Source organism: Zooshikella ganghwensis (genome assembly GCF_018263875.1).
Taxonomy (GTDB): domain Bacteria; phylum Pseudomonadota; class Gammaproteobacteria; order Pseudomonadales; family Zooshikellaceae; genus Zooshikella; species Zooshikella ganghwensis.
In genome coordinates, this window is the sequence record NZ_JAEVHG010000001.1 from 621,766 (window position 1) to 642,566 (window position 20,801).

Below are 20,801 nucleotides of genomic sequence, written 5' to 3' on the forward strand. Positions count from 1 at the left end.
TTTGCCTCATCTGTCCTGCTTTACAGGATTTAATTTGTCCGCTTAACCCTTTCGCCTTTCTATCATTAGTCGTTAGAAGCTAGGCATGTCCCTTGCAAGTAATCGATAAATATGAATTAAAGTGAAGCAAGTTGCCGCGGGAGGAGCCAATGGATAAAGCCCTTTATGTATCCATGACTGGAGCAGTACAAAATATGCTCGGTCAACGGATACATGCTAATAACCTCGCCAATATTACGACAACAGGTTTTCGCAGAGATTTTGAGCAGGCGCGCTCTATGCCTGTGTTTGGTGAGTTTTACCCAAGTCGAGCTTATGCCATGACTGAAAGCCCTGGTCAATCATTTGACCAGGGACCATTGATGGAAACAGGTAATGATCTGGATGTGGCTATTCGTGGCGATGGCTGGATTGCTGTGCAGGGGGCTGATGGCGAAGAGCGTTATACCCGTGCCGGGAATTTGACCATAGGTACTAACGGTGAATTATTTACAGGGTCAGGGTTGCCTGTACTAGGGGAAAACGGACCCATTGTCATACCAGAATTTGAAAAAATCGAGTTGGGATTGGATGGTACGATTAGTATCCGTCCAGTAGGGCAGCCCCCTAATGAGCTTGCTGAAGTCAACCGAATTAAGCTGGTCAATCCTGATGTTAGCCAACTGATCAAAGGCACTGATGGTCTTTTTAAGTTTAAGGAAAATGAGGTTGCGCCTGCAGATGCTAATGTACGGTTAGTGCCGGGCTTTCTTGAAGGTAGTAATGTTAATGGAGTAGCAGAAATGATCAGCTTGCTCGCATTAACTCGTCAGTATGAAGTCAACGTTAAAATGATGCGTTCGTTAGAGGAAAACAGTGAATCGATGGAAAGTGTATTACGCATTAATTAAAAAAAATTAGCGCTGTTGTAATTTATCGAGTGTGGAGGTTGTTATGCATCCAGGGTTATGGGTTGGAAAAACGGGGATGAGCGCCCAAGATCACCAGCTAACCGTTATCGCCAATAATTTAGCAAATGTTGCTACCGTTGGTTTTAAACGTGATCGTGCCGAATTTGAAGATTTATTTTATCAAATAAAACGTCAGCCCGGCGGGCAAGCAACACAAGATAATGTATTACCTTCTGGTTTACAGTTGGGCACAGGGGTGCGTGTGCACAGTACACAAAAAGTCTTTACTACAACGGGTTTCCAAACAACAGAACAGCCATTAGATGTTGCTATTAATGGTCGGGGTTTTTTTCAAATATTATTGCCGGATGGCAGTATTTCCTACACCCGTAATGGAGAGTTTCATTTAAATGCCGACGGTGATGTGGTCAATGGTAATGGTTTACCCTTGGAGCCCGCAATAAATGTTCCTCAGGATGCAACGTCTATTACAATTGGCGAGGATGGCACTGTCAGTGTAACGATTGCAGGACAAGCAGACCCTCAACAACAAGGACAAATTACGTTAGTGGATTTTATTAATCCTCCAGGACTTCAAGCTATTGGAGGAAATTTATTTTTAGCCACAGGCGCCAGTGGTGATCCTGTTGAAGGTAATGCTGGTGAAGATGGCCTGGGATTTATAAAACAGCACACGTTGGAAAGCTCTAATGTGAGCATTGTGGAAGAAATGGTAAATATGATAACCACCCAACGTGCTTATGAAATGAATTCTAAGGTGATTTCAACTGCAGACCAAATGCTGCAATTTGTGACGCAGAATTTATAGACAACAAGAGGTGTAAGGTCATGAATGTATTACGATTAGGCCTGATAACCCTGGTTTTTTTTGTTTATAGTTTTTTATCGGGCTGTGTATCATTACCGGCAGAGCCTAATGACCCTGCTTATGCGCCGGTGTATCCACCCACACCAGTACCAACAGAGTTTACCAATGGTGCTATTTATCAAGAAAACTTTGCCATAAGTTTATACGAAGACCGTCGAGCACATAGAGTAGGTGACATCTTAACGGTTAGGCTTGATGAACAGACTAAAGCCAAAAAAGAAGCTGACACTGAAATTGATAAAAACAGTAATTCCACCATTGCGGACCCAACAATTTTGGGGAAAACCGTTAAGGGGTTATTTGGTAATGATTTAAGTTTAAATACACAAATTTCGTCAACCCGAAGTTTTGATGGTGAAGCAGAAACTAATCAGAGTAATAGTCTCTCCGGTAATATCACCGTAACTGTGGCAGAAGTGCTACCTAATGGTGTTATGAAAGTCCGTGGGGAAAAATGGTTAACATTGAATACTGGTGATGAATATATTCGGATAACAGGGTTAGTTCGGCCGGAAGATATCACTCCAGATAATATGGTTTCATCTCAAAAATTAGCTGATGCACGTATTACATACAGTGGGCGAGGAGAGGTGGCTGATGCAAGTAAAGCAGGATGGATTGTCCGGTTTTTACTGAGTACCTTTTTCCCTCTTTAAATCAGGAATGACCAAAGCATCAGTATAAGGAGTATGTTATGTTAACGCTTCGATTCCTGCTGTTGGGCTGCTTAATATCGTTAGGTATTTTAAGTCATGCGGAACGCTTAAAAGATCTTGCGACAATTTCTGGTGTTCGTAGCAACCAGTTAGTTGGATATGGATTAGTGGTTGGGCTTGATGGTACCGGAGATAAAACCAGTCAAACCAATTTTACGATTCAGTCGTTTAACAGTATGTTAAAGCAGTTTGGTATTAATTTACCGCCAGGCGCTGATCCTAAATTAAAAAATATTGCCGCTGTAGCGATTCATGGTGAATTACCGCCGTTTGCTAAACCGGGTCAAACTATTGATATTACCGTGTCATCCATTGGAAATGCGAAAAGTTTAAGGGGAGGGAGTTTATTAATTACGCCGTTAAAAGGTTTGGATGGACGTGTTTATGCGATAGCCCAAGGTAATTTAGTCGTGGGTGGTTTGGGGGTGGAAGGTTTGGATGGCTCGAAAATTACGATTAATGTACCCAGCGTTGGGCGTATACCAAATGGGGCCATGGTCGAGCGGGCTGCTCCTAGTGGTTTTAATCACAGTAATAAAATTGTCTTGAATTTAAACCGTTTTGATTTTACTACCGCGAAGCGGGTAACGGATACTATTAATCAAGTACTGGGACCAGATATTGCGCAAGCTGTAGATGGCGGCACCATTGAAATTCAAGCACCTCTCCGTAGTAGCCAGCGTGTTACTTATATGTCTGTTCTAGAAAATTTAGAGATTGCACCTGGTGAAGCGCCAGCACGTGTCGTGATTAACTCTCGTACTGGCACGATTGTGATTGGTAAAAATGTACGTGTTTCTCCAGCTGCAGTAACTCATGGCAATTTAGTTGTCTCAATTTCTGAAAATACTGAAGTCAGTCAACCTAATGAATTTGGTGCTGGAGACACAGTACAAGTACCGCAAAGTGATATCGATGTTACTCAAGAAAAAAATAAAATGTTTTTGTTTTCTCCAGGGGTAACGCTGGATGAAATTGTGCAAGCGGTCAATCAAGTGGGTGCTGCTCCGGGTGATCTGATGGCTATTTTAGAAGCTTTAAAACAAGCTGGGGCGTTAAATGCTGAACTGGTTGTCATTTAGTAAGGAGTTAAGTGATGAAAGCAGATCTATCGTCGGCACAGTTTTATACCCAGTTAGATGGCCTTGGTAAAATAAAAGCGCAGGCGAATAAAAACCCTCACCAGACATTAACTGAAGCCGCAAAGCAGTTTGAGTCTTTGTTTTTAAACATGATGCTCAAAAATATGCGAAAAGCGAATGATATGATTGCTGAAGGTAATTATTTAAACAGTCGAGAGGAAAAATTTTTTAGGGATATGCTGGATAGTCAGCTGGCCATCGAAATGGCTCAAAGTAAAGGTATTGGTTTGGCTGACCAGATCATTAAACAAATGAAACCTTTGCTTCAAGCCCAAACAGATTCAGATGCAGTATCAGAGCTACCTGAAGAAAAACGATTAGACACTATAAATAACGCTGAAATTATTAATTCATCTAATACTTCACGCGAAGATAATCCTGCTGTAAAAAGCCAAAAAAGCGAAGACGTTGTGAGTGGCTCACAGGCGCTGAATAGCATTTTAGGGAAAGAAGAAAGTGTAGAAAAAGCAGCTATATCCGCCAAGCCAATTTCAATTCCAGAAATTTTTGATTCTCCCGCGACTTTTATTAAGTCGTTATATCCTATTGCAGAAAAAGTCGCCTCAGCGGTAGGTATTGACCCTCGATTTATGTTAGCGCAAGCAGCGCTGGAAACCGGATGGGGCAAACACATGATTCGTCAGGCGGATGGTAGTAATAGCCATAATTTATTTGGAATTAAAGCGCATAAACGCTGGCAAGGTGATAAAGCGAATATTGCAACGACTGAATTCCGGCAAGGAGTTGCCGTTCGCGAACGTGCCGACTTTCGTGCTTATGACTCCTATGAAGCGAGTATGCAGGATTATGTTGATTTTCTACAACAAAATCCACGTTATAAACAAGCCCTGTCGGTAAAACAAAATCCGGAACAGTTTTTGCTGGAGTTACAGAAAGCTGGTTATGCGACTGACCCGCGTTATGCAAAGAAAATTATCAATATTGCGAATAGCCAGGTGATGAGTCAGGCTTCACTTCAAGGATGATGGCTGTTGGCACGAGGAATGAAGGTCAACCACAATGGCAGGCAATTTACTACAAATTGGTACCAGTGGCTTACAGGCATATCAACGCGCGTTGAATACCACTGGACATAATATTGCCAATGTAAATACTCCTGGATACTCGCGGCAAGAGGCTGTTTTTACGACAGCACAGGAACAGCGAATAGCTAACTATTATCAAGGGAGTGGTGTTTTTGTCGAAGATATTCGTCGGTTTGCCAGTCAATTTGTCATTAATCAACTACGTCAAGACACGTCTACTCATTCCCAGTTAAGTTCCTTTGACCTTAATATACGACAGCTTGACTCACTATTAGCCGATGAAACGACAGGATTAAATGTTGGGCTAGATAAATTCTTTAACGCGCTTCAAGCTGCTTCTGAAAATCCAACATCTATTCCTGCTCGACAGTTAGTGCTTACAGAAGCCAGTGGATTAGCCAGTCGCTTTACAACAGTGCAAAGCACCATGGAATCGCAAAATAGAGCAATAAACCAGGAAATTGAAGCACTGGTTGAGCAAGTTAATTCGTTGGCGGCAGGCGTTGCTGAATTAAACCGGCAAATTGTAACCCAGCAAGGCAGTGGTGGAGATCCTAACGACTTGCTGGATAAACGGGATGAATTAATAAGACAGTTATCAGAAATTGTTTCTGTTCAGGTCATTGAACAGGATGACAATACTCTGAATGTCTTTATTGGTAAAGGTCAGTCGTTGGTTGTTGGGGTAAGTGCAAATAACCTATCGACATTACCTGCAAAAACAGAAAGTGCTGGAGTGAATATTGTTTTACAAGGGACAGAGCAAGTACTGGATAATCAGATAACAGGTGGCATGTTAGGTGGCTTGTTGGATTATCGGGATAATATTTTGCAGCCAGCCTTTAATAATTTAGGGCTGGTTGCGCTAGCCGTTGGTAAAACGGTAAATGACCAGCAACGCATGGGGCTGGATTTATCCAGTAGTTTTGGTGGAAGAATATTTAATGATGTTAATGATCGACAGGCGACATTGGATCGAGTGACGGCAAGTCCTAATAATACGCCACCTGTTGATCGAGTGATTAGTATTAGCATTGATGATGTTCAGAGCTTAAAAGCGACTAATTATACGGTAGAATTTATTGATAACTCGACATTTACGATACGGCGTGATAGCGATAACTCAATTGCACTGCAAGCTTCTTTAAGTGGTTTATTTCCTGAAACTGTTGAAGTGGATGGTATGCGCATTACTTTCGAGGCAGGAAGCTTTCAGCGGGGTGATGAGTTTTTTTTAGAACCTACGCGGAATGCAGCCAGTGAGTTTGAGGTTGAAATGAACGATCCTCGTGAATTGGCCTTTGCTGCTGCGATCAGAACTCAGACATCGACCACGAATCAAGGCACAGGTTCTATTTCTCAAGGTGATGTATTCCAGGTGTATGATGCTGAGACTGGTAATTTTTTACCTGCATTTGCAACAAGTGGTCAACTAACGCCACCCTTGATTATTCGGTTTACCACACCTACGACTTATGATGTATTAGATAACTCAGACCCCAGTAACCCAAAACAACTGGATCCACCGATTCGTAATCAGGTATTTATTCCTGGCTCGCCTAAAGATGTTTTTACCCTGGATCAAGGGCAGACTATTGCGACCAGTCAAGCTCGGGGAACAGGTGATGTGGGATTAGTGAGTGCACCTGTAACAGTGGCACTGCCTGCTGTACCGAATCCAGTGAATGGTTATTCGGCGCAAACAATTACAGTGTCTAATCGTGACCCTGATACAGGAATAGTAACCACCTCTACAGTCAATACGTTGGCTAATGCTACGGCTCAGGAAATTGCAAACCAGTTGAGCCAGGTTGATGGAGTTTCCGCTAATGCGTTTAACCAAGTTGAGATCACCAATATTATTGGTGGTTCTGGCACGGCGATTGAGTTAAGCATTAATGGAGAAAGTCTCACTAATTCAGCATTAGGCACAGTGCCTGTACCGGATGTAGACCCTTTAAAGAATGAGGATTATATCCAAGTCTTGGCAGACCGCATTAATAATAATGGTAATTTAACCAATCAGGGGATTTACGCGGTTGTTTCTGAAACACCAGGAGCACCTCCTGTACCTACCTTAAAAATCTATGCTACTACAGGTGTCGACTTAGATGTGCAAATGACGGCTGATGCTGCGGACAGCTTTGTGGTGAGTAATGGTCAAACAGGCGCAGCATTATCTACACAAACTTTAACGGGGTCAGGCCCCGCTAATGCAACAGCTGTCACCATTGGTGGCAGTTTAGATGTGACTATGGCAGAGGGTGTATCTTTCAGGACAACACCTTTTGTGAGTAGCATTTTTGGCGACACCTCAAGCTTTAGTTTTGCGAAGTCTTCGTTCAAAGGGTTTCAGGTAACGTTACAAGGACGGCCAGAAGCGAATGATACATTTACTATTGATTTTAATGAGAATGGTACATCAGATAATCGTAACGGCTTTAAAATGGCAAACCTGGCAACCCAAAAAACTATTTTAGGAGGTACTGCCAGCTACTCAGAAGGTTATGGTCAACTCGTTGAATTTATTGGTGTTAATGCCAGCCAGTCTCGTATTGATTTGGATGCCAGTGAAGCTTTATTAAACCAGACAGTTAGCCTGCGTAACTCGGAATCTGGTGTGAATATGGATGAAGAAGCAGCGAACTTAATTCGATTTCAGCAGGCGTATAATGCTTCTGCGCAAGTGATTAATGTCGCACGAGAAATATTTGACACTTTGTTAAATGCATTTTAGACATTAAAACCTTTCGTTTTAGTTAACGTAAATGGTCTAAGCATGAGAGTAAAATAATGCGAATTTCAAATATTGATATTTTTAAAGCAGGCTTGGATCAAATTCTAAAAAACAATGAGCGGGTTGTTAATACCCAACAACAAGTTGCTTCGGGACGTCGCATTGTAAGTCCTGGAGATGATCCTGTTGCCACGACAAAGGTTTTAGCGGTTAATCAGGAGTTAGCAATACTCGATCAATATAAACGTAATTTGGGTGGTGCTGAAAATAATTTAAAACTGGAAGAAGCTGTATTAACGGGTGTCGTTAATATTATGCAGCGATTAAGAGAGTTAACCATACAAGCAGGGGATGGCATTTTAACGGAACAGGATAAGCAGGCAATAGCGGATGAGGTTGAAGTGCGCTTGAAGGAGTTGCAAGACAGTTTAAACCGAAAAGATGCAGCAGGTGTTTATATATTCGCAGGTTTTCAGGCAGATCAGCCTCCTTTTATTGAAAAAGCGGGAGGAGGATTTGAATTTACGGGTGATGAAGGACAGCGTTTCTTACAAATAGCCGCGAGCACAACAGTAGCCATTAATGATTCGGGCAAAGGGATTTTTGTGGATATACCGAGTGCGCAAAAAACCTTTTTAACTTCTGCGAGTGACTCAAATACTGCAAACCCCCCTGCAAGAATCAGTGTCGGTCAGATCGTTGATCAAACTGAGTTAGATGCATTTTACCCTGAAGATATCATCATTACTTTCAACCCAGAAACGGCAGTTGTACCGAATGGACCAAATTATACCGTTAAAACGGCCAATGGCGGGATAACATTGGTCTCCAATCAGCCATTTGCATCAGGTGATAGTATTACAATCAAGGGAATGACGGTAGACATTGATGGCGTTCCTAATCAAGGAGATAGTTTTTTTCTGAAAACCAGTGATAAGCAAGATGTTTTAACGACCACAAAACGACTGCAAGATGCTCTGAATAACTCAGCGAATGATGAACAAGGACGACAGTTACTTGCTCAGCTTGTTTCAGATACGCTGATCAATATTGATAATACCATTGAGAGTATTACTGATACGCAGGCTAAAATTGGAGGACGTTTAAATACAATTGAGTCGACACGCAACTTACAAGAAGATGTTGAAATTGTCAGTGAAGAGCTGCTTGCAGAGTTACTCTATGTCGATGAGGCTGAAGCTATTAGTAGACTCTCATTTGAAAACTACTTATTACAAGCAGCACAACAGAGCTATGTCGCCATTACTAATTTGTCGCTATTTAATCAGTTATAAAAGTATTTTCTTGGCAGAAGGTTATATCATAAAAGTGCAGTTTAAGAGGCGAAAAACCTAAATACCGTCTATTCTGATGAAGGGTATATATATTTGTTGTGAGTTGGCTGAGAGGGATTCAATAATATGATCAATGTAACACGATCACACCTTCCTTCCAGAGAAAAACTCGAAGCTTATATAAACCAATTATATGATACAGCGTATTTAACAAACTTTGGTCCCTTAGAGCAACAGTTAACCTCTGCGTTAGAACAATATCTCAATATTAATCACCTTGTACTCATGGCCAATGGTACACTTGCTTTAATGTTATTAATGCGAGGATTAGGGTTAAAAGGTGAAATAATCACGACCAGTTATACCTTTCCAGCGACTGCTGCGGCCATTCGGTGGAGTGGTTTAGAATCAAAATTTGCAGATATTAATTTAGCAGATTGGACAATTGATCCTAATAAAGTTGAAGACTTAATTACCCCTCAAACTTCAGCGATTCTGGCGACACATGTTTATGGTAATCCTTGTAATATTGAAGCGTTAGCAACCCTGGGTGAACAATATAAACTAGCTGTTTTGTATGATGGTGCTCATGGCTTTGGTATTCAGTATGGGGAGCAAAGCCTGTTAGGTATGGGCATAGGTACTGCTGTAAGTTTTCATGCGACAAAACTTTTTCACACGGTAGAAGGAGGAGGGGTTATTGTTGATGACCCTGATTTAGCTGCGCGCTTGAAACGTTTAATCAACTTCGGTATTGCAGGGCCAGAACAGGTAGCAGACGTTGGCATTAATGCAAAAATGTCTGAATTACATGCAGCGGTAGGGCTTGCTAATTTGCAGGAAATTGATGATTGCATCCGGCTGCGGAAAAGTCACTTGCAATACTACCAGCAACGATTGGATCATTCTGGTATTGAGTGGCAGCAGTGGCGTATGAATGCTTCCACAAATGGTGCTTATGCGCCAGTGAATCTATCAAGTGAGCACAGCTTACTTAATGTCAAGCAACAACTTGAAACAAAAAATATTTTTCCTCGCCGTTATTTTTATCCGAGCCTGGATGTTTTGCCCTGTCATGGCGCTCCTAATAACACGCCTAATGCACAACAGGTTGCTGCTACCACATTGTGCTTACCTTTATATGCGGAGTTAACGCAAAACCAGCTAGATTTAATTTGTGAAACTGTTTTGTCATCAATTTAACAACTCTACTATTTAAAGTGTCTTTGTTATTGACTACTCGCGGAACATTATAATAAATAATATGGATAACCTAGATTTAGATAAATTGACAGAGAATAATCAAGAGCGAGATTATTGTTACAAGTTTGACCGCCAAATGCATCAGTTCATGGTGCGTAAGTTTTTGCCATACTTTTCTGATAAGCCAAATACAGCATTAGAGTTGGGTTGTTTTGAAGGTGCTTTTTCCACGTTAATACAGCCATACTTTAGTCAGTTAACATTAGTTGAAGGTGCAGAAAAAGCTGCAGAAAAAACCCGTCACTTATTTTCTTCATATTCATTAGCGGCGACTGAGTCTATTGAGGTTATTTGCGAGCGGTTTGAGAATTTACAGCTGAATCAGCAGTTTGATGCGGTCTTTTTGCTTCATGTTTTAGAGCATATTGAAGTACCCAGTGAACTCTTCCAACGTATAAAACAATGGTTAGCACCACAGGGAAGACTATTTATTGCTTGTCCTAATGCCATGGCTGCATCTCGACAAATTGCTGTAAAAATGGGCTTAATCTCGGAACCAGAGGCTGTTACTGACGGTGAGCGTTTACATGGGCATTATCGGACGTATGCTTTGCATACGCTCTCTGATGAAGTTGACAGGGTGGGACTAACCATTATCGAAAGCGGTGGTATTTGCTTTAAACCGTTAGCTAACTTTCAATTAGACAAAGCCTATGAGCAAAAAATAATTGATGATGCTTTTCTGGAAGGGTGTTTCAAATTAGGGGATGAGTATCCAGCACTGTGTGCTTCGATTTTTGTGGTTGCCACATTACCGAATTAAATATATTCAGCTATCAGGGCAACCATTGCCGTTATCCTTATAAAGGGGGAACTTTAACTGCGTAGAGTAAACAGTCTTCCACTGCAATAGTGGGATTTCGAGTTATCATAAATAGTTTTAAGGCTTGTGTTGGATAAAGGGTATGATCTTTAATACAGAAGTATTCTTCAAAAGCATTCTTGCCTGCCGCATTTAGCAATTGAAAAATACCACGACTGTTATGCTTCGTCCAACCCAGTGGCATTTCTGGGGTAATAACACCAAAGTTAAACTGCTCAATATCCTCGCGTAATGTTAAGTCAGTATAAGAGCAATATTGACTTGCATAGTTGATGATCGTGTTTTCCTTCACCTGTAAACGGACAGGGTGGTACATGATTTCCAGTGCTTTGGGAATAACTGTACTATAAAGGCTTTCTTCCTGTAGATAGCGAACTAACCCTTGATAGGCAACGGCATGAGATGTATTACAATTTGCGCCACCACACTCTATGGTAACAGAAGGGACACTTCGCTCGCTTAATTCCATTAGTGCCCCTAGTTTTATTTCAGTAATAATCATTTGGTTAGTGAAGAGGGAAACAAGTTGTTGATGCTGCTGATCTGCAGAAATAGAAACAGAAAAATCAGGTCCTTTACCAGAGGTATTATGTATATCAATAATAGCTTCAGGTTGATAATGATCTAAGTGGGTTAAAATGCTTTCAGCTAAAAAGCCTGCTAAGTCATCGTAGGGACCATTGAAACAGCGATTCAGATCCCTTATATGAGGTAAGTGGCGGTAGCTAAATCGCGGTGATGTAAGTGCTGTTTGTACAGCGGCAATAATAATGATGGTATTCACTGCCGGTGTAAAGAACGAGTGGGTCAACCATTTGTGAATGGCAATCAGTCCAGAGGGTTCATTCCCATGAAGCAATGTCACAATTGCTCGATGACGTGAAGTATCTTTACCCTGAATCCAAAAAAGGGTGGGATAAGACAACTGCTCCAAAAATAATACAGGTGTTGTTGGCCACTGTTGTAACTGTGGATTTTCAATAACATGTAAAAGACGACGGTTTACTGGCATGGTTGTTCAGGCCACTCTACGATAGAAGCATAATTATTAAAGTTTTGGATATAGTGTTCAGTTAAGTACTTTAAGGCATCAGTCGTGTGATATTTGCGTTTGAGCTGGTTGAGCATTTTTAATTGCCATGAGGCGCCATTAATCTTTTGCTCTAATCTTTGCTCAATATTACCCAGTAACCAGCGTACTTCATCTTCCGCAATGCCTATTTGGTAAAGGCCTTTTTCGGCAATGGGCAGTAACTCTGTTGCTAAATTGACGACGGATATTTCCTTTAATTGATGATTTTTGGTATCGGGCCAAATCAATGCTGCATCAAGTCCTTGTTTAGCAGCTTCGTAAAAATTGTATTTAGCATAATTGAAGGGTAAACCGATGATAAGTTGTTCTATCGTATCATTCAATCCCTCGGCTATACCGATTAAAAATGCGGCATTGGCTACCATATCATCAATTGTCGGTCCTGCAGGAAGGGCGCGCATTTCAATGCGTAAATGGCCGTTTGCCGCTGGATCATAAACGGGACGGTTCCAAGGCCATACCGAGCTTTGATGCAATCGTAGTTCATCAAGGGCAGGTGTTATACCCTGGTTTAACTGTTCTTGGCTGTTATGATGACTGGTAATAGGTAATATGGGAGCATATAGATAGACGGCTTCTGCAAATAATTCAAATGCGCCTTCCCTAACCCAGCCAGTACCAAAATTGACACGTGATGGATGATGCCACTTATGATGATTTCTGTTTTCAACGGAGTGTTTAAATAACGCAATACGGGTTTCTTGCCATAGAGCATGTCCAAAGAGTGTAGGAGAATTTGCCCCAAGCGCTAAAACAATAGGTGTCACCAGTTGTATAGCGTTAAAACGCCTTGCAAAATGTTCAGATGATACTCGGTAGTGAATCTGGAAGGAGGTATTAGCACCTTCCATTGTAATATCTGGACTTAGCATTTGCAGGGGGTGAGAACCATCAATGTTGATTTGAAATGGCATATCACCGATTGAGCGCAAAGCTTTGGATAACGCATGATAACGAGGGATATCTGTCATTGCTTCAGCACTGATATCCTTTTTTTCGAGCGTTGGTAAGATTCCAATAGGTAAAATTCGGGCATTTAGCGTTTGGCTGCAAAGATTAAGACGCTTTACTACACAGTTTATTTCTTTGGCTATATGTCTGAAGGGTTGGTGCGTTATCTGAACCGGAGAAAGGTTATATTCAAGATTAAACTGATTAAGCTCTAAGGTAAGTTGAGGATCGTTAATCAGGTTAGCAATGCGTTGATTAAGGTGGATTGGACGACATTCATCATCGACAATATACATCTCCAGCTCTGCGCCAATGGAGCCTGGCCCTTGTCCAAAGTCTGGATTTTGAAGCAGTTTTTGCAGCGTGGATAGGTTAGCGTGCAACCTTTCTGTGAAAAGAAGGTAGTCATTTGCAGTAAAATGATCATGGCTGATAGATAGTCCCATGAGATGATTTCCATATAATATTATTGTGATTTTAATGGCTCTACTGCTGCTAACCTAAGTATATACTGATTTGTTATGGATTTTTAACTAGGTTGTGTGTTATGGCGCCTTTTTTCCTTTAAATGGCAGGAAAAATTGCTGTATTTCCAAAAGATCTCTTTCAAAATCTCCTGTTGGCCAGATTAATGGACCAAACCCTCCTCGTTTATTGGGGAAGTCTAAATAAGCTAGTTGTAAAGGGACTTTAGCACCTACGGCGATATAGTAGAAGCCTGACTTCCAGTGGGACACTTGAGAGCGAGTGCCTTCAGGCGCGATAGTAAGAATGAAGTTTTCTGAATGATGGAAAAGAGTCACAAGCTGTTGAACGCGATTATTGCGTTGGGTACGGTCGATAGGGATACCACCAAGCCAGCGCATAATTGGACCAAGAGGTCCTTTAAATAAAGAGTGCTTGCCAAGCCAGTGCACTTTGGCACGATACAGGAAAGCCATTGCAATGAAGTAGAAAAAGTCCCAGTTACTGGTATGGGGGGCGCCTATGAGTACATATTTAGCTAGCTGTGGAGGCTGGCCTTCGAACCGCCAGCCAGTTAGTCGTAATATAAGTTTGAAGAGCCAGTGAAAAAACCAGCTTAAAACAGGCGTGTCAAATATTGTAAAATGGTTCAATGCTTGTTACTACTTTAATAAAGGTTGCTACGAGTTATTAAAATGCTACCACCGTGCATCTTAAGTAACAATGCATATTAATAATGGTAGCGATCAGTATTTAACCTGCAAACAGATAAAAACGATTAAGCATGTTCAAATATACTTCTCGAAATTGTGTGTTCGTATTTTATTTATAAGTGATTATTGTTAAGACGGCTATTTATTTTGTATCTAACAACCCCATTAAGCTTATAAAAAGGGCACATCTAAAAATGCCTTTTTTGAAATCTTTATCAGTACTGTCTTCGGTTCCCCATAAACTCTTTTATACAAATACACTATGGTTTTCCAGGTTGCGGTTAGTTATGCATAAGAAATCACTATTATTTAATAGGTGACCTAAATTCTAACATACGTTTATTTTAATTAGTTGATTAAAGGTGGGTCTAGCTTATGTGTTTGGATAAATGTATTTGCAATACTTCTCCCATTTAAACTTTTTGCATACATTGAGGGTCTGATTTATGACCTGAATAAATCATTTAGTGTGCTAGCTATCTATAACTTTCAATTCTTATGATTTACTTTGGAAAGGTAGTACTAAAGTAAAAACAGTGTTTTATATTCTAATTAGTTATATTAAATATAAAACATGTTACATTAATTTATTTAAAAGTGTGATTCAATTAACATTTGTGTGCTAGCCGTTAAGGGTAGAAATGTGAAAAAATATGAACAAATGTACGATTTGAAGGCAGCCCACCTATGCAGCAGTATCATGTACTTGTAGTCGAAGATGAGCCTGTTACAAGGGCTAAACTCGTTGATTATTTCCTTCAAGAAGGTTATCGCATTAGCGAAGCTGCTGATGGAAATGAAATGCGGTCTATTCTTCAGAACGAAAAAATTGATCTCATCATGCTGGATATTAACTTACCAGGAGAAGATGGGCTTTTATTAACCCGTGATATTCGTAGCACCTCTGATGTCGGCATTATCCTTGTTACGGGACGAACAGACCGCGTTGACCGAATTGTCGGCTTGGAGATGGGGGCTGATGACTATGTGACAAAACCTTTTGAACTGCGTGAGTTGAGGGTTCGGGTAAAGAACTTACTATGGCGTATTAGTAAAGTTGATCAAGTTAAGCAGCAGTTACGACAAGAGTTTTCTGAAGAAAAACAAGCTGATCGCGTAGTGTTGTTTGGTCCTTGGACTTTTGATATTCCACGACGCATGCTTTCTAAAGGTGATTCTCCGGTTAAATTGACAAAAGCGGAGTATGAAGTATTACTGGCATTTGTAACTAATCCAAACAGTGTATTGGGGCGGGATCAGTTGTTGAGTTTAATAAGCCACCGCGTTGAGCAACCCAATGACAGAACCATAGATGTATTAGTACGCCGGTTACGGAGTAAAATCGAAGATAATCCTCGCAACCCCCGTTATTTTGTTACAATTCATGGTGAAGGTTATTTGTTTGCCGGTGATATTGAGCAATAGTTGAATGATTGTAGTTTAGTATTGTTAGTAGATAATGGTACTAAATTACACTCATTAATGAAGGCCTTTTCTGAAAAATACCTTTACGCTTGATAAGAATCTAAGTACAAGTAATAATAAGCTTTTGTATTTTGAACCCTACCTACTTAAGTCTGGAATTTTCTTAATTATACTGACATCTATATATCCGGTCGCATGACGCGAATACCCTAAATTAGCTACCCTACAGGTTTGGCCTGTTTATTCACGAAAACTTATGAAGCAACAAAGCAGTATAGGCGTTCAATTATGGTGGGCTTTTGGCTGTATGATAACCTTATTGGTGTTAGCAGCCACCATAAGTTTTTATGGATTTTATAGAGTTAGTAAGCACGAACATATTGTTATAGAGCATTCATTGCCCACCATGACCGCGATGCATCAGCTCGCCCAGTCAACTTCACGCTTAGTCTTTGCCGCAAGCACCTTATCAGATGTGACAGATCAACAAGACTGGCAAGAGCAAACAGATAACTTATTTCAGCAGGCTGAAGAACTCAACACCTTGCTTTTAAAATTACTAGATGTAATGTCTGAGTCAGATGAGCTAAGACAGGTACAAGAAAAAGTTGCAGAGATTGTCATTAATATGGAGCAGCAAAGTCAGTGGGTTGCTGCAAGATTAAATTTAACGAATTTAGTCAATAAAAATCAGGGACAGTTGATGAGTATTGCCAGGGAGATTGGTGATATAGCTTCTGAAAAAGTAAGTGATACCTCGCTTAAAGCATCTAATGATATTTTGTCACTATATGATCAGGTCGCGCAAAATAAATCGAAGCAACAGGTCTACTTATCTCTGGATAAGCTCCTTAAAGAGGACCTTAAGCAATTGAATCTGATGAGCGAGTTGCGTCTACAAGAGGTTCAATTAAGCCGATTATTAATTAAATTAGAACTCAGTACTGAGCAAGATGAAGTATCATCACTTGAGAATCAATTTAAGGAAATTTTATCTTCCATTAAACAAATATTATTGAGCTTACAAGACCCTAAATACCATAATATGCTTGCTAAGCATATAGAAAAGCTTGAAGCTTCTAATAATTTATTTGCGCGGTATCGACAATTATTAAAAGTAAGAAACCATATTGATGAGCTAACGCTTAATAATATGGTGTTGTCAGGTGTCTTGGCGATGCTAGTCGCGGACTTGGTTGATGAAGCATCTGAGGCACAAGAAAACTCAATTCAACAAGTAAAAGATTCACTTCAAATTAGCCGGCTTATGCTGCTCATTGTGACTTTATTGGGAAGTATTATCTTAAGCTGGGTGATGTGGCGGATTGTTTATGGTCGTATTGTATGGCGTATCAACCAGCATATAGGGGCGTTGAAGGCTCTGGCGGCTGGTGATTTAAATATCCAGTTAACACCACAGGGAAATGACGAGCTTGCAGTGATGGCTCATGCGATCAATATTTTTAAGGATCAGGCGATTGAAAGAAATCGCTTGGCTTCGGCTGAGCAGGTAGCGAAAGAAGAGTTGGAAAAGCATAAAAATAATCTTGAGTTATTGGTGGCTGATCGAACTGAACAGCTAACCAAAGCTAATCAGCAGTTGAATCAGGCAGTACAAAACCATGCACGTGCTCGTCAGGATGCTGAAGCGGCTAACCGCGCTAAAACGGTATTTTTAGCAACAATGAGCCATGAAATTCGTACACCCATGAATGGTATTTTGGGTACCTTGCAGCTTTTATCTGATACACCTTTAAATGATCATCAGCAACACTATATAGCGGTTTTAAGTCGAAGCAGTGAAACATTACTGGCGATTTTAAATGATATTCTGGACTACTCTAAAATTGAAGCAGGACATATTGAGCTTAATCCACAGCATTTTTATTTGCCTGATTTAATCTCATCAGTTGTCGATTTGTTACAAGTAAAAATTTCAGAAAAAAAATTAAATGTAAGTATTGATATAGCAAAAAAAAGTTGTTGCTGGTATTTTGCAGATTTAGGAAAAATACGACAAGTTTTAATTAACCTATTAGCAAATGCTGTAAAATTTACAACACATGGTTCAGTCACTATTCAAATAGTTTATTTAGAAGAAGATACCCGGCATAAAACGAATAAATTACGTTTTAATATTATTGATTCTGGGGTTGGGGTGCCTCTATTTAAGCAAGCTGAGCTATTTTCTCCCTTCAAACAAGTACATGACTCCTCTGGGGGAACGGGTTTAGGTCTAGCAATAAGCAAGCGGCTTGTTGAAGCTATGTCAGGTACGATCGGAGTCGCTAGTGAGCCAGGGCAAGGTAGTTGTTTCTGGTTTGAAATGGATCTTGCAACAGGTAAAGAAGTGAGGGCTTTGGTTAAAGCACAGCAAACACCGGTAGCGCCGCAACCCATTTTATTGGTAGAAGATAATGAAATTAATCGTATGGTGGCGGAAGAGTTGCTACAGAAACTGGGGCATCATGTAACCACTGCACGTGATGGTAAACAGGCTGAACAGGTTGTAAGACAAAAAAAGTTTTCCATTGCTTTGGTAGATATTAATCTTCCTGATACTGAGGGCACGGCTTTAGCAAAACGTTTGAAAAGTATTACCCAGCTATTTCATCAGAAATCTTTATATACTATTGCCGTTTCTGCTCATGTTTTTAGAGAAGAGGTGTCTCATTACTTGTCTGCAGGCATGAATGACTTTGTCGCTAAACCATTAAAATTGACTGATTTACAGCTTGCCATTGCTCGTTTCGTTGAGTATGACGAAAATAAAACCGAAGTTAAGATGGCTTCAATTGTGAAAGAGGAGCCTGTTTCTGATGCGCTAAAAGAGTATCCGGTATTTTCTTTAGTCAGTATTCAAGAAGATATTGAGGTACTGGGGGTTGGCACATTGGAACGTATGGTGAGTATATTTTTGACTGCTTCAGTTGAAACGTGGGAGCAACTCATTGAGGCCGTTCAGCAGCATAAAATATCTCAAGTCACCCAACTATCTCATCGGTTAAAAGGTAGTGCACAAAGTTTAGGTTTACTTCGCCTTGCAACTACCTGTGAGCATTTAGAAATACAGAGCCGGAAACAAAAAAAGACAGATTACTCCTTAACCTGTTTACAAAAAGTTTGGGATGAGAGCATTAGTGCACTTGAAAAGATAGATTGGCAGGAAATGGTTGAGCCAGGTTCTTCGCAATAACGAAACAGTGATTAGGATGCCACGAAAAAGGCTGCAAAAGCAGCCTATTAATGGGTATGGTATTGCTATCATGGGTAGTAAAAAATAGGTTCTCGATAGGGCATACCTCCAATCACCATCCATCCTGAGCACTTATCAGCTTGCCAGTTTTTATGTCTGGCATAGGCTGGATCCCAAGTACAGAAGTCTGCTACAAGCTGATCGACATGCTGACCATTTGTATTAATACGAAAATGTGCTTTATAGATTTTCGTTGTATCGCTCATCGAAGGGTCTAGAAGTTGTTCATTGTCGATAAGCACTTCATGATAGGGAAAGTTGGCATTAACATGTGTCCCATGATGGGGTTTATTGAATGTATATACCAGTAAACCATTTTTGTAATCATAGCAGGCGTGAAAAATAACACCACCTTCCGCGAAATCAAGACAATTATTCTCTTCTTCTGCGAAAACATAATTACCTGAAAGTGCAAAAACTAAGATAAGAAATCGTATGTTAACCATCGTCGCCTACTCCTACACTGCCAAATATTCTTAGTGTAGAATTAGGTGAATGAATATCAAATAAATAAACCGTTCATTTTTAATTAAATATTAGTTTTTTTATTGATATTGGTAGTTAATGACGAGGCTTATTATAGATAGTGATTGTTATTGGTGTATGTTATACCTTGGGGCTAGTATACCCTTCACGAATCATTTTTATGTGCGCTATCCATAGCGCTCACCCTAACGGGCCAGCGAAGCTGTTCTAATGTGTTCCCGACACATTAGTAGGGTTTGTTGTCAGTGCTCTTGGCCACCAAGGATGGTGAGAATGCAGTTTATGCAGGAGCATTTAACGGCCACCCCAGTCACTTATTAATATAACCGTCCAGCAGCGCTGTTATATCAATTAAAGTGGCTACCGCAATTTTCACAGCAGTAAACTTGCCCAGGGGCTTCATCGCTTGATGGCCCAGCTAGCACCATTAAAAAACTGTTGATGCTATCGGTAGTCTTAACAGACCAGACTAGCCCCACTAAAAACCCTTCGTTTTGGGTATATTACTGTCTATTATTTAATACTGGATCAAGATGTTTTTTGAGTAAACTCTCTAAAATACCTTTAGATTTTAGGTTTTTAAGTGCTCTATTAAAAAAGTCTCTTAGTTTTTTACCTTGACTTGTCTTGGGGAAAAGCATATGAAATGACATCGGTTTTACATTAGGCAGTGGTGCATACAGTATTTCGTTATTCCCTAATAGATTTTCTCCAATAGCTGCGAAACCGGCAATGATTTCTATTCTTTCTAGATGAAGGTCTGCTCGGTTATGGAGTAGCATGTAGAAAATTTTTTGTTGACTATTTTTATAGATGCTGATATCCGATTCTTTCAGACCATAGATAGCATAGTTATAGCCTTTCATACCTGCTAATCGATATTGTTTTAATTCTTTTAGTGAAGAAATGCTGATTCCTTTAGGATGGTGCGCTTTAGCATAAAAATAGTAGGTATGTGTGTCATAGTACTTATCGGTGTAGAAAAAATTTTTTTTACGCTGTTCATTTAATGAGGCATCAACCAACATATGATACCTTTTACTGTGCATGACATCATATTTACAACGATTCCAGTTTATCATATCGATTTTGTAGGGTTGGTTGATAGGGGTTAAGATGGCAGACAATACGTCAACTGAATACCCTTTAAGTTTTGATTTTTCACCAGCGACTCTTGAAAAGTAGGTGAAGGGCGGCCACTCTGCATCATCATTGCAGATATGTAAAGAGGAGGGAAGCTCTCGTGGCTCTTCAGCCAAAGCAATGGTTGAGGATATACAGGAATAAGCCAAATAGGTCAAAATTATATGCTTATTCATTACCCGTGTTTTCCAATAAATTATTTGCTTATTCTTATCTTTCGCGACAGTCTATTTATATAAGGAAACGCTATACTGTCTGTCTATACCTAAAACGAAGGACTTTTAGGGGGGCAATTAAATACTCCTCAGTAATTGCTTCTGCATTGCTCTACTATATGGCATCCGTGTCACTATGTATAAACTGCATTGACACCATCCTTGGTGGTTGTAAAGAATGCCGATAACTAACCCTAAAATTGATTCGTGGAGGGTATAGTGAAAGATGTTCTGTAGTAAGTGTAGCCTGATA

The 20,801-nt window shown here is 40.2% G+C and carries 16 protein-coding genes; 11 read left to right on the forward strand and 5 right to left on the reverse strand.

Translation table 11 applies throughout. From position 1 onward, the window contains the following. The first annotated feature begins 149 nt into the window (after window positions 1–149). The 9 genes from flgF to KHS79_RS02830 all read left to right on the forward strand — a co-directional run bounded on the left by flgF (window position 150) and on the right by KHS79_RS02830 (window position 10,741). Window positions 150–890 carry a flagellar basal-body rod protein FlgF gene (gene flgF, locus KHS79_RS02790; RefSeq protein WP_212716435.1) on the forward strand — a complete coding sequence of 247 codons (741 nt, stop codon included), beginning with the start codon at window positions 150–152 and terminating at the stop codon, window positions 888–890. Window positions 891–933: 43 nt separating this feature from the next. Next, on the forward strand, window positions 934–1,719 hold the full coding sequence (gene flgG, locus KHS79_RS02795; protein ID WP_212716437.1) for a flagellar basal-body rod protein FlgG: 786 nt from the start codon (window positions 934–936) through the stop codon (window positions 1,717–1,719). 20 nt (window positions 1,720–1,739) lie between these two features. Next, entirely contained in the window at window positions 1,740–2,435 is a 696-nt protein-coding gene (flgH, locus tag KHS79_RS02800; protein ID WP_094786605.1) for a flagellar basal body L-ring protein FlgH, read from the forward strand. Window positions 2,436–2,473: 38 nt separating this feature from the next. Next, window positions 2,474–3,577: a flagellar basal body P-ring protein FlgI gene (locus tag KHS79_RS02805; protein ID WP_027706756.1), complete on the forward strand. Its 1,104-nt coding sequence runs from the start codon at window positions 2,474–2,476 to the stop codon at window positions 3,575–3,577. Between the two features lie 14 nt (window positions 3,578–3,591). Beyond that, complete coding sequence (flgJ, locus tag KHS79_RS02810; RefSeq protein ID WP_212716439.1) at window positions 3,592–4,623, forward strand: flagellar assembly peptidoglycan hydrolase FlgJ; 1,032 nt, start codon at window positions 3,592–3,594, stop codon at window positions 4,621–4,623. A 34-nt stretch (window positions 4,624–4,657) separates the two neighbouring features. Then, window positions 4,658–7,420, forward strand: coding sequence for a flagellar hook-associated protein FlgK (gene flgK / locus KHS79_RS02815; RefSeq protein WP_212716442.1), 2,763 nt, complete (start codon window positions 4,658–4,660; stop codon window positions 7,418–7,420). Between the two features lie 56 nt (window positions 7,421–7,476). Beyond that, on the forward strand, window positions 7,477–8,715 hold the full coding sequence (gene flgL / locus KHS79_RS02820; RefSeq protein ID WP_212716444.1) for a flagellar hook-associated protein FlgL: 1,239 nt from the start codon (window positions 7,477–7,479) through the stop codon (window positions 8,713–8,715). Window positions 8,716–8,841: 126 nt separating this feature from the next. After that, on the forward strand, window positions 8,842–9,918 hold the full coding sequence (locus KHS79_RS02825) for a DegT/DnrJ/EryC1/StrS family aminotransferase (RefSeq protein WP_212716446.1): 1,077 nt from the start codon (window positions 8,842–8,844) through the stop codon (window positions 9,916–9,918). A gap of 61 nt (window positions 9,919–9,979) precedes the next feature. Next, complete coding sequence (locus KHS79_RS02830; RefSeq protein WP_212716449.1) at window positions 9,980–10,741, forward strand: class I SAM-dependent methyltransferase; 762 nt, start codon at window positions 9,980–9,982, stop codon at window positions 10,739–10,741. 37 nt (window positions 10,742–10,778) lie between these two features. On the opposite strand, the gene KHS79_RS02835 is transcribed toward KHS79_RS02830, so the two are convergent. The 3 genes from KHS79_RS02835 to KHS79_RS02845 form a co-directional block, all read right to left on the reverse strand. Beyond that, the gene (locus KHS79_RS02835; RefSeq protein ID WP_212716452.1) at window positions 10,779–11,813 is read right to left on the reverse strand and encodes a M14 family metallopeptidase; all 1,035 of its coding nucleotides are present in this window, start codon (window positions 11,811–11,813) and stop codon (window positions 10,779–10,781) included. Next, window positions 11,804–13,291 (reverse strand): glutamate--cysteine ligase, encoded by a 1,488-nt coding sequence (locus KHS79_RS02840; protein WP_212716454.1) that lies wholly within the window; start codon window positions 13,289–13,291, stop codon window positions 11,804–11,806. Before KHS79_RS02840 ends, KHS79_RS02835 begins: the two co-directional genes overlap by 10 nt. Window positions 13,292–13,390: 99 nt before the next feature. Then, window positions 13,391–13,963 (reverse strand): lysophospholipid acyltransferase family protein, encoded by a 573-nt coding sequence (locus tag KHS79_RS02845; protein WP_027706748.1) that lies wholly within the window; start codon window positions 13,961–13,963, stop codon window positions 13,391–13,393. A gap of 747 nt (window positions 13,964–14,710) precedes the next feature. Here KHS79_RS02845 and torR point away from each other — a divergent pair. Next, on the forward strand, window positions 14,711–15,448 hold the full coding sequence (torR, locus tag KHS79_RS02850) for a two-component system response regulator TorR (protein ID WP_094786614.1): 738 nt from the start codon (window positions 14,711–14,713) through the stop codon (window positions 15,446–15,448). 256 nt (window positions 15,449–15,704) lie between these two features. After that, window positions 15,705–18,644, forward strand: coding sequence for a TMAO reductase system sensor histidine kinase/response regulator TorS (gene torS / locus KHS79_RS02855; RefSeq protein ID WP_212716456.1), 2,940 nt, complete (start codon window positions 15,705–15,707; stop codon window positions 18,642–18,644). Between the two features lie 68 nt (window positions 18,645–18,712). Here torS and KHS79_RS02860 read toward each other — a convergent pair whose 3' ends face one another. Beyond that, complete coding sequence (locus tag KHS79_RS02860) at window positions 18,713–19,150, reverse strand: hypothetical protein (protein WP_094786616.1); 438 nt, start codon at window positions 19,148–19,150, stop codon at window positions 18,713–18,715. A 543-nt stretch (window positions 19,151–19,693) separates the two neighbouring features. Next, entirely contained in the window at window positions 19,694–20,509 is an 816-nt protein-coding gene (locus tag KHS79_RS02865; RefSeq protein WP_212716458.1) for a substrate-binding periplasmic protein, read from the reverse strand. Between the last annotated feature and the right edge of the window lie 292 nt (window positions 20,510–20,801).

What these genes read in the sequence shown, in the direction of transcription:
- flgF (WP_212716435.1), top strand. Translation starts at nt 150, where the DNA reads ATGGATAAAGCCCTTTATGTATCCATGACTGGAGCAGTACAAAATATG.
- flgG (WP_212716437.1), top strand. Translation starts at nt 934, where the DNA reads ATGCATCCAGGGTTATGGGTTGGAAAAACGGGGATGAGCGCCCAAGAT.
- flgH (WP_094786605.1), top strand. Translation starts at nt 1,740, where the DNA reads ATGAATGTATTACGATTAGGCCTGATAACCCTGGTTTTTTTTGTTTAT.
- KHS79_RS02805 (WP_027706756.1), top strand. Translation starts at nt 2,474, where the DNA reads ATGTTAACGCTTCGATTCCTGCTGTTGGGCTGCTTAATATCGTTAGGT.
- flgJ (WP_212716439.1), top strand. Translation starts at nt 3,592, where the DNA reads ATGAAAGCAGATCTATCGTCGGCACAGTTTTATACCCAGTTAGATGGC.
- flgK (WP_212716442.1), top strand. Translation starts at nt 4,658, where the DNA reads ATGGCAGGCAATTTACTACAAATTGGTACCAGTGGCTTACAGGCATAT.
- flgL (WP_212716444.1), top strand. Translation starts at nt 7,477, where the DNA reads ATGCGAATTTCAAATATTGATATTTTTAAAGCAGGCTTGGATCAAATT.
- KHS79_RS02825 (WP_212716446.1), top strand. Translation starts at nt 8,842, where the DNA reads ATGATCAATGTAACACGATCACACCTTCCTTCCAGAGAAAAACTCGAA.
- KHS79_RS02830 (WP_212716449.1), top strand. Translation starts at nt 9,980, where the DNA reads ATGGATAACCTAGATTTAGATAAATTGACAGAGAATAATCAAGAGCGA.
- KHS79_RS02835 (WP_212716452.1), bottom strand. Translation starts at nt 11,813, where the DNA reads ATGCCAGTAAACCGTCGTCTTTTACATGTTATTGAAAATCCACAGTTA.
- KHS79_RS02840 (WP_212716454.1), bottom strand. Translation starts at nt 13,291, where the DNA reads ATGGGACTATCTATCAGCCATGATCATTTTACTGCAAATGACTACCTT.
- torR (WP_094786614.1), top strand. Translation starts at nt 14,711, where the DNA reads ATGCAGCAGTATCATGTACTTGTAGTCGAAGATGAGCCTGTTACAAGG.
- torS (WP_212716456.1), top strand. Translation starts at nt 15,705, where the DNA reads ATGAAGCAACAAAGCAGTATAGGCGTTCAATTATGGTGGGCTTTTGGC.
- KHS79_RS02860 (WP_094786616.1), bottom strand. Translation starts at nt 19,150, where the DNA reads ATGGTTAACATACGATTTCTTATCTTAGTTTTTGCACTTTCAGGTAAT.
- KHS79_RS02865 (WP_212716458.1), bottom strand. Translation starts at nt 20,509, where the DNA reads ATGAATAAGCATATAATTTTGACCTATTTGGCTTATTCCTGTATATCC.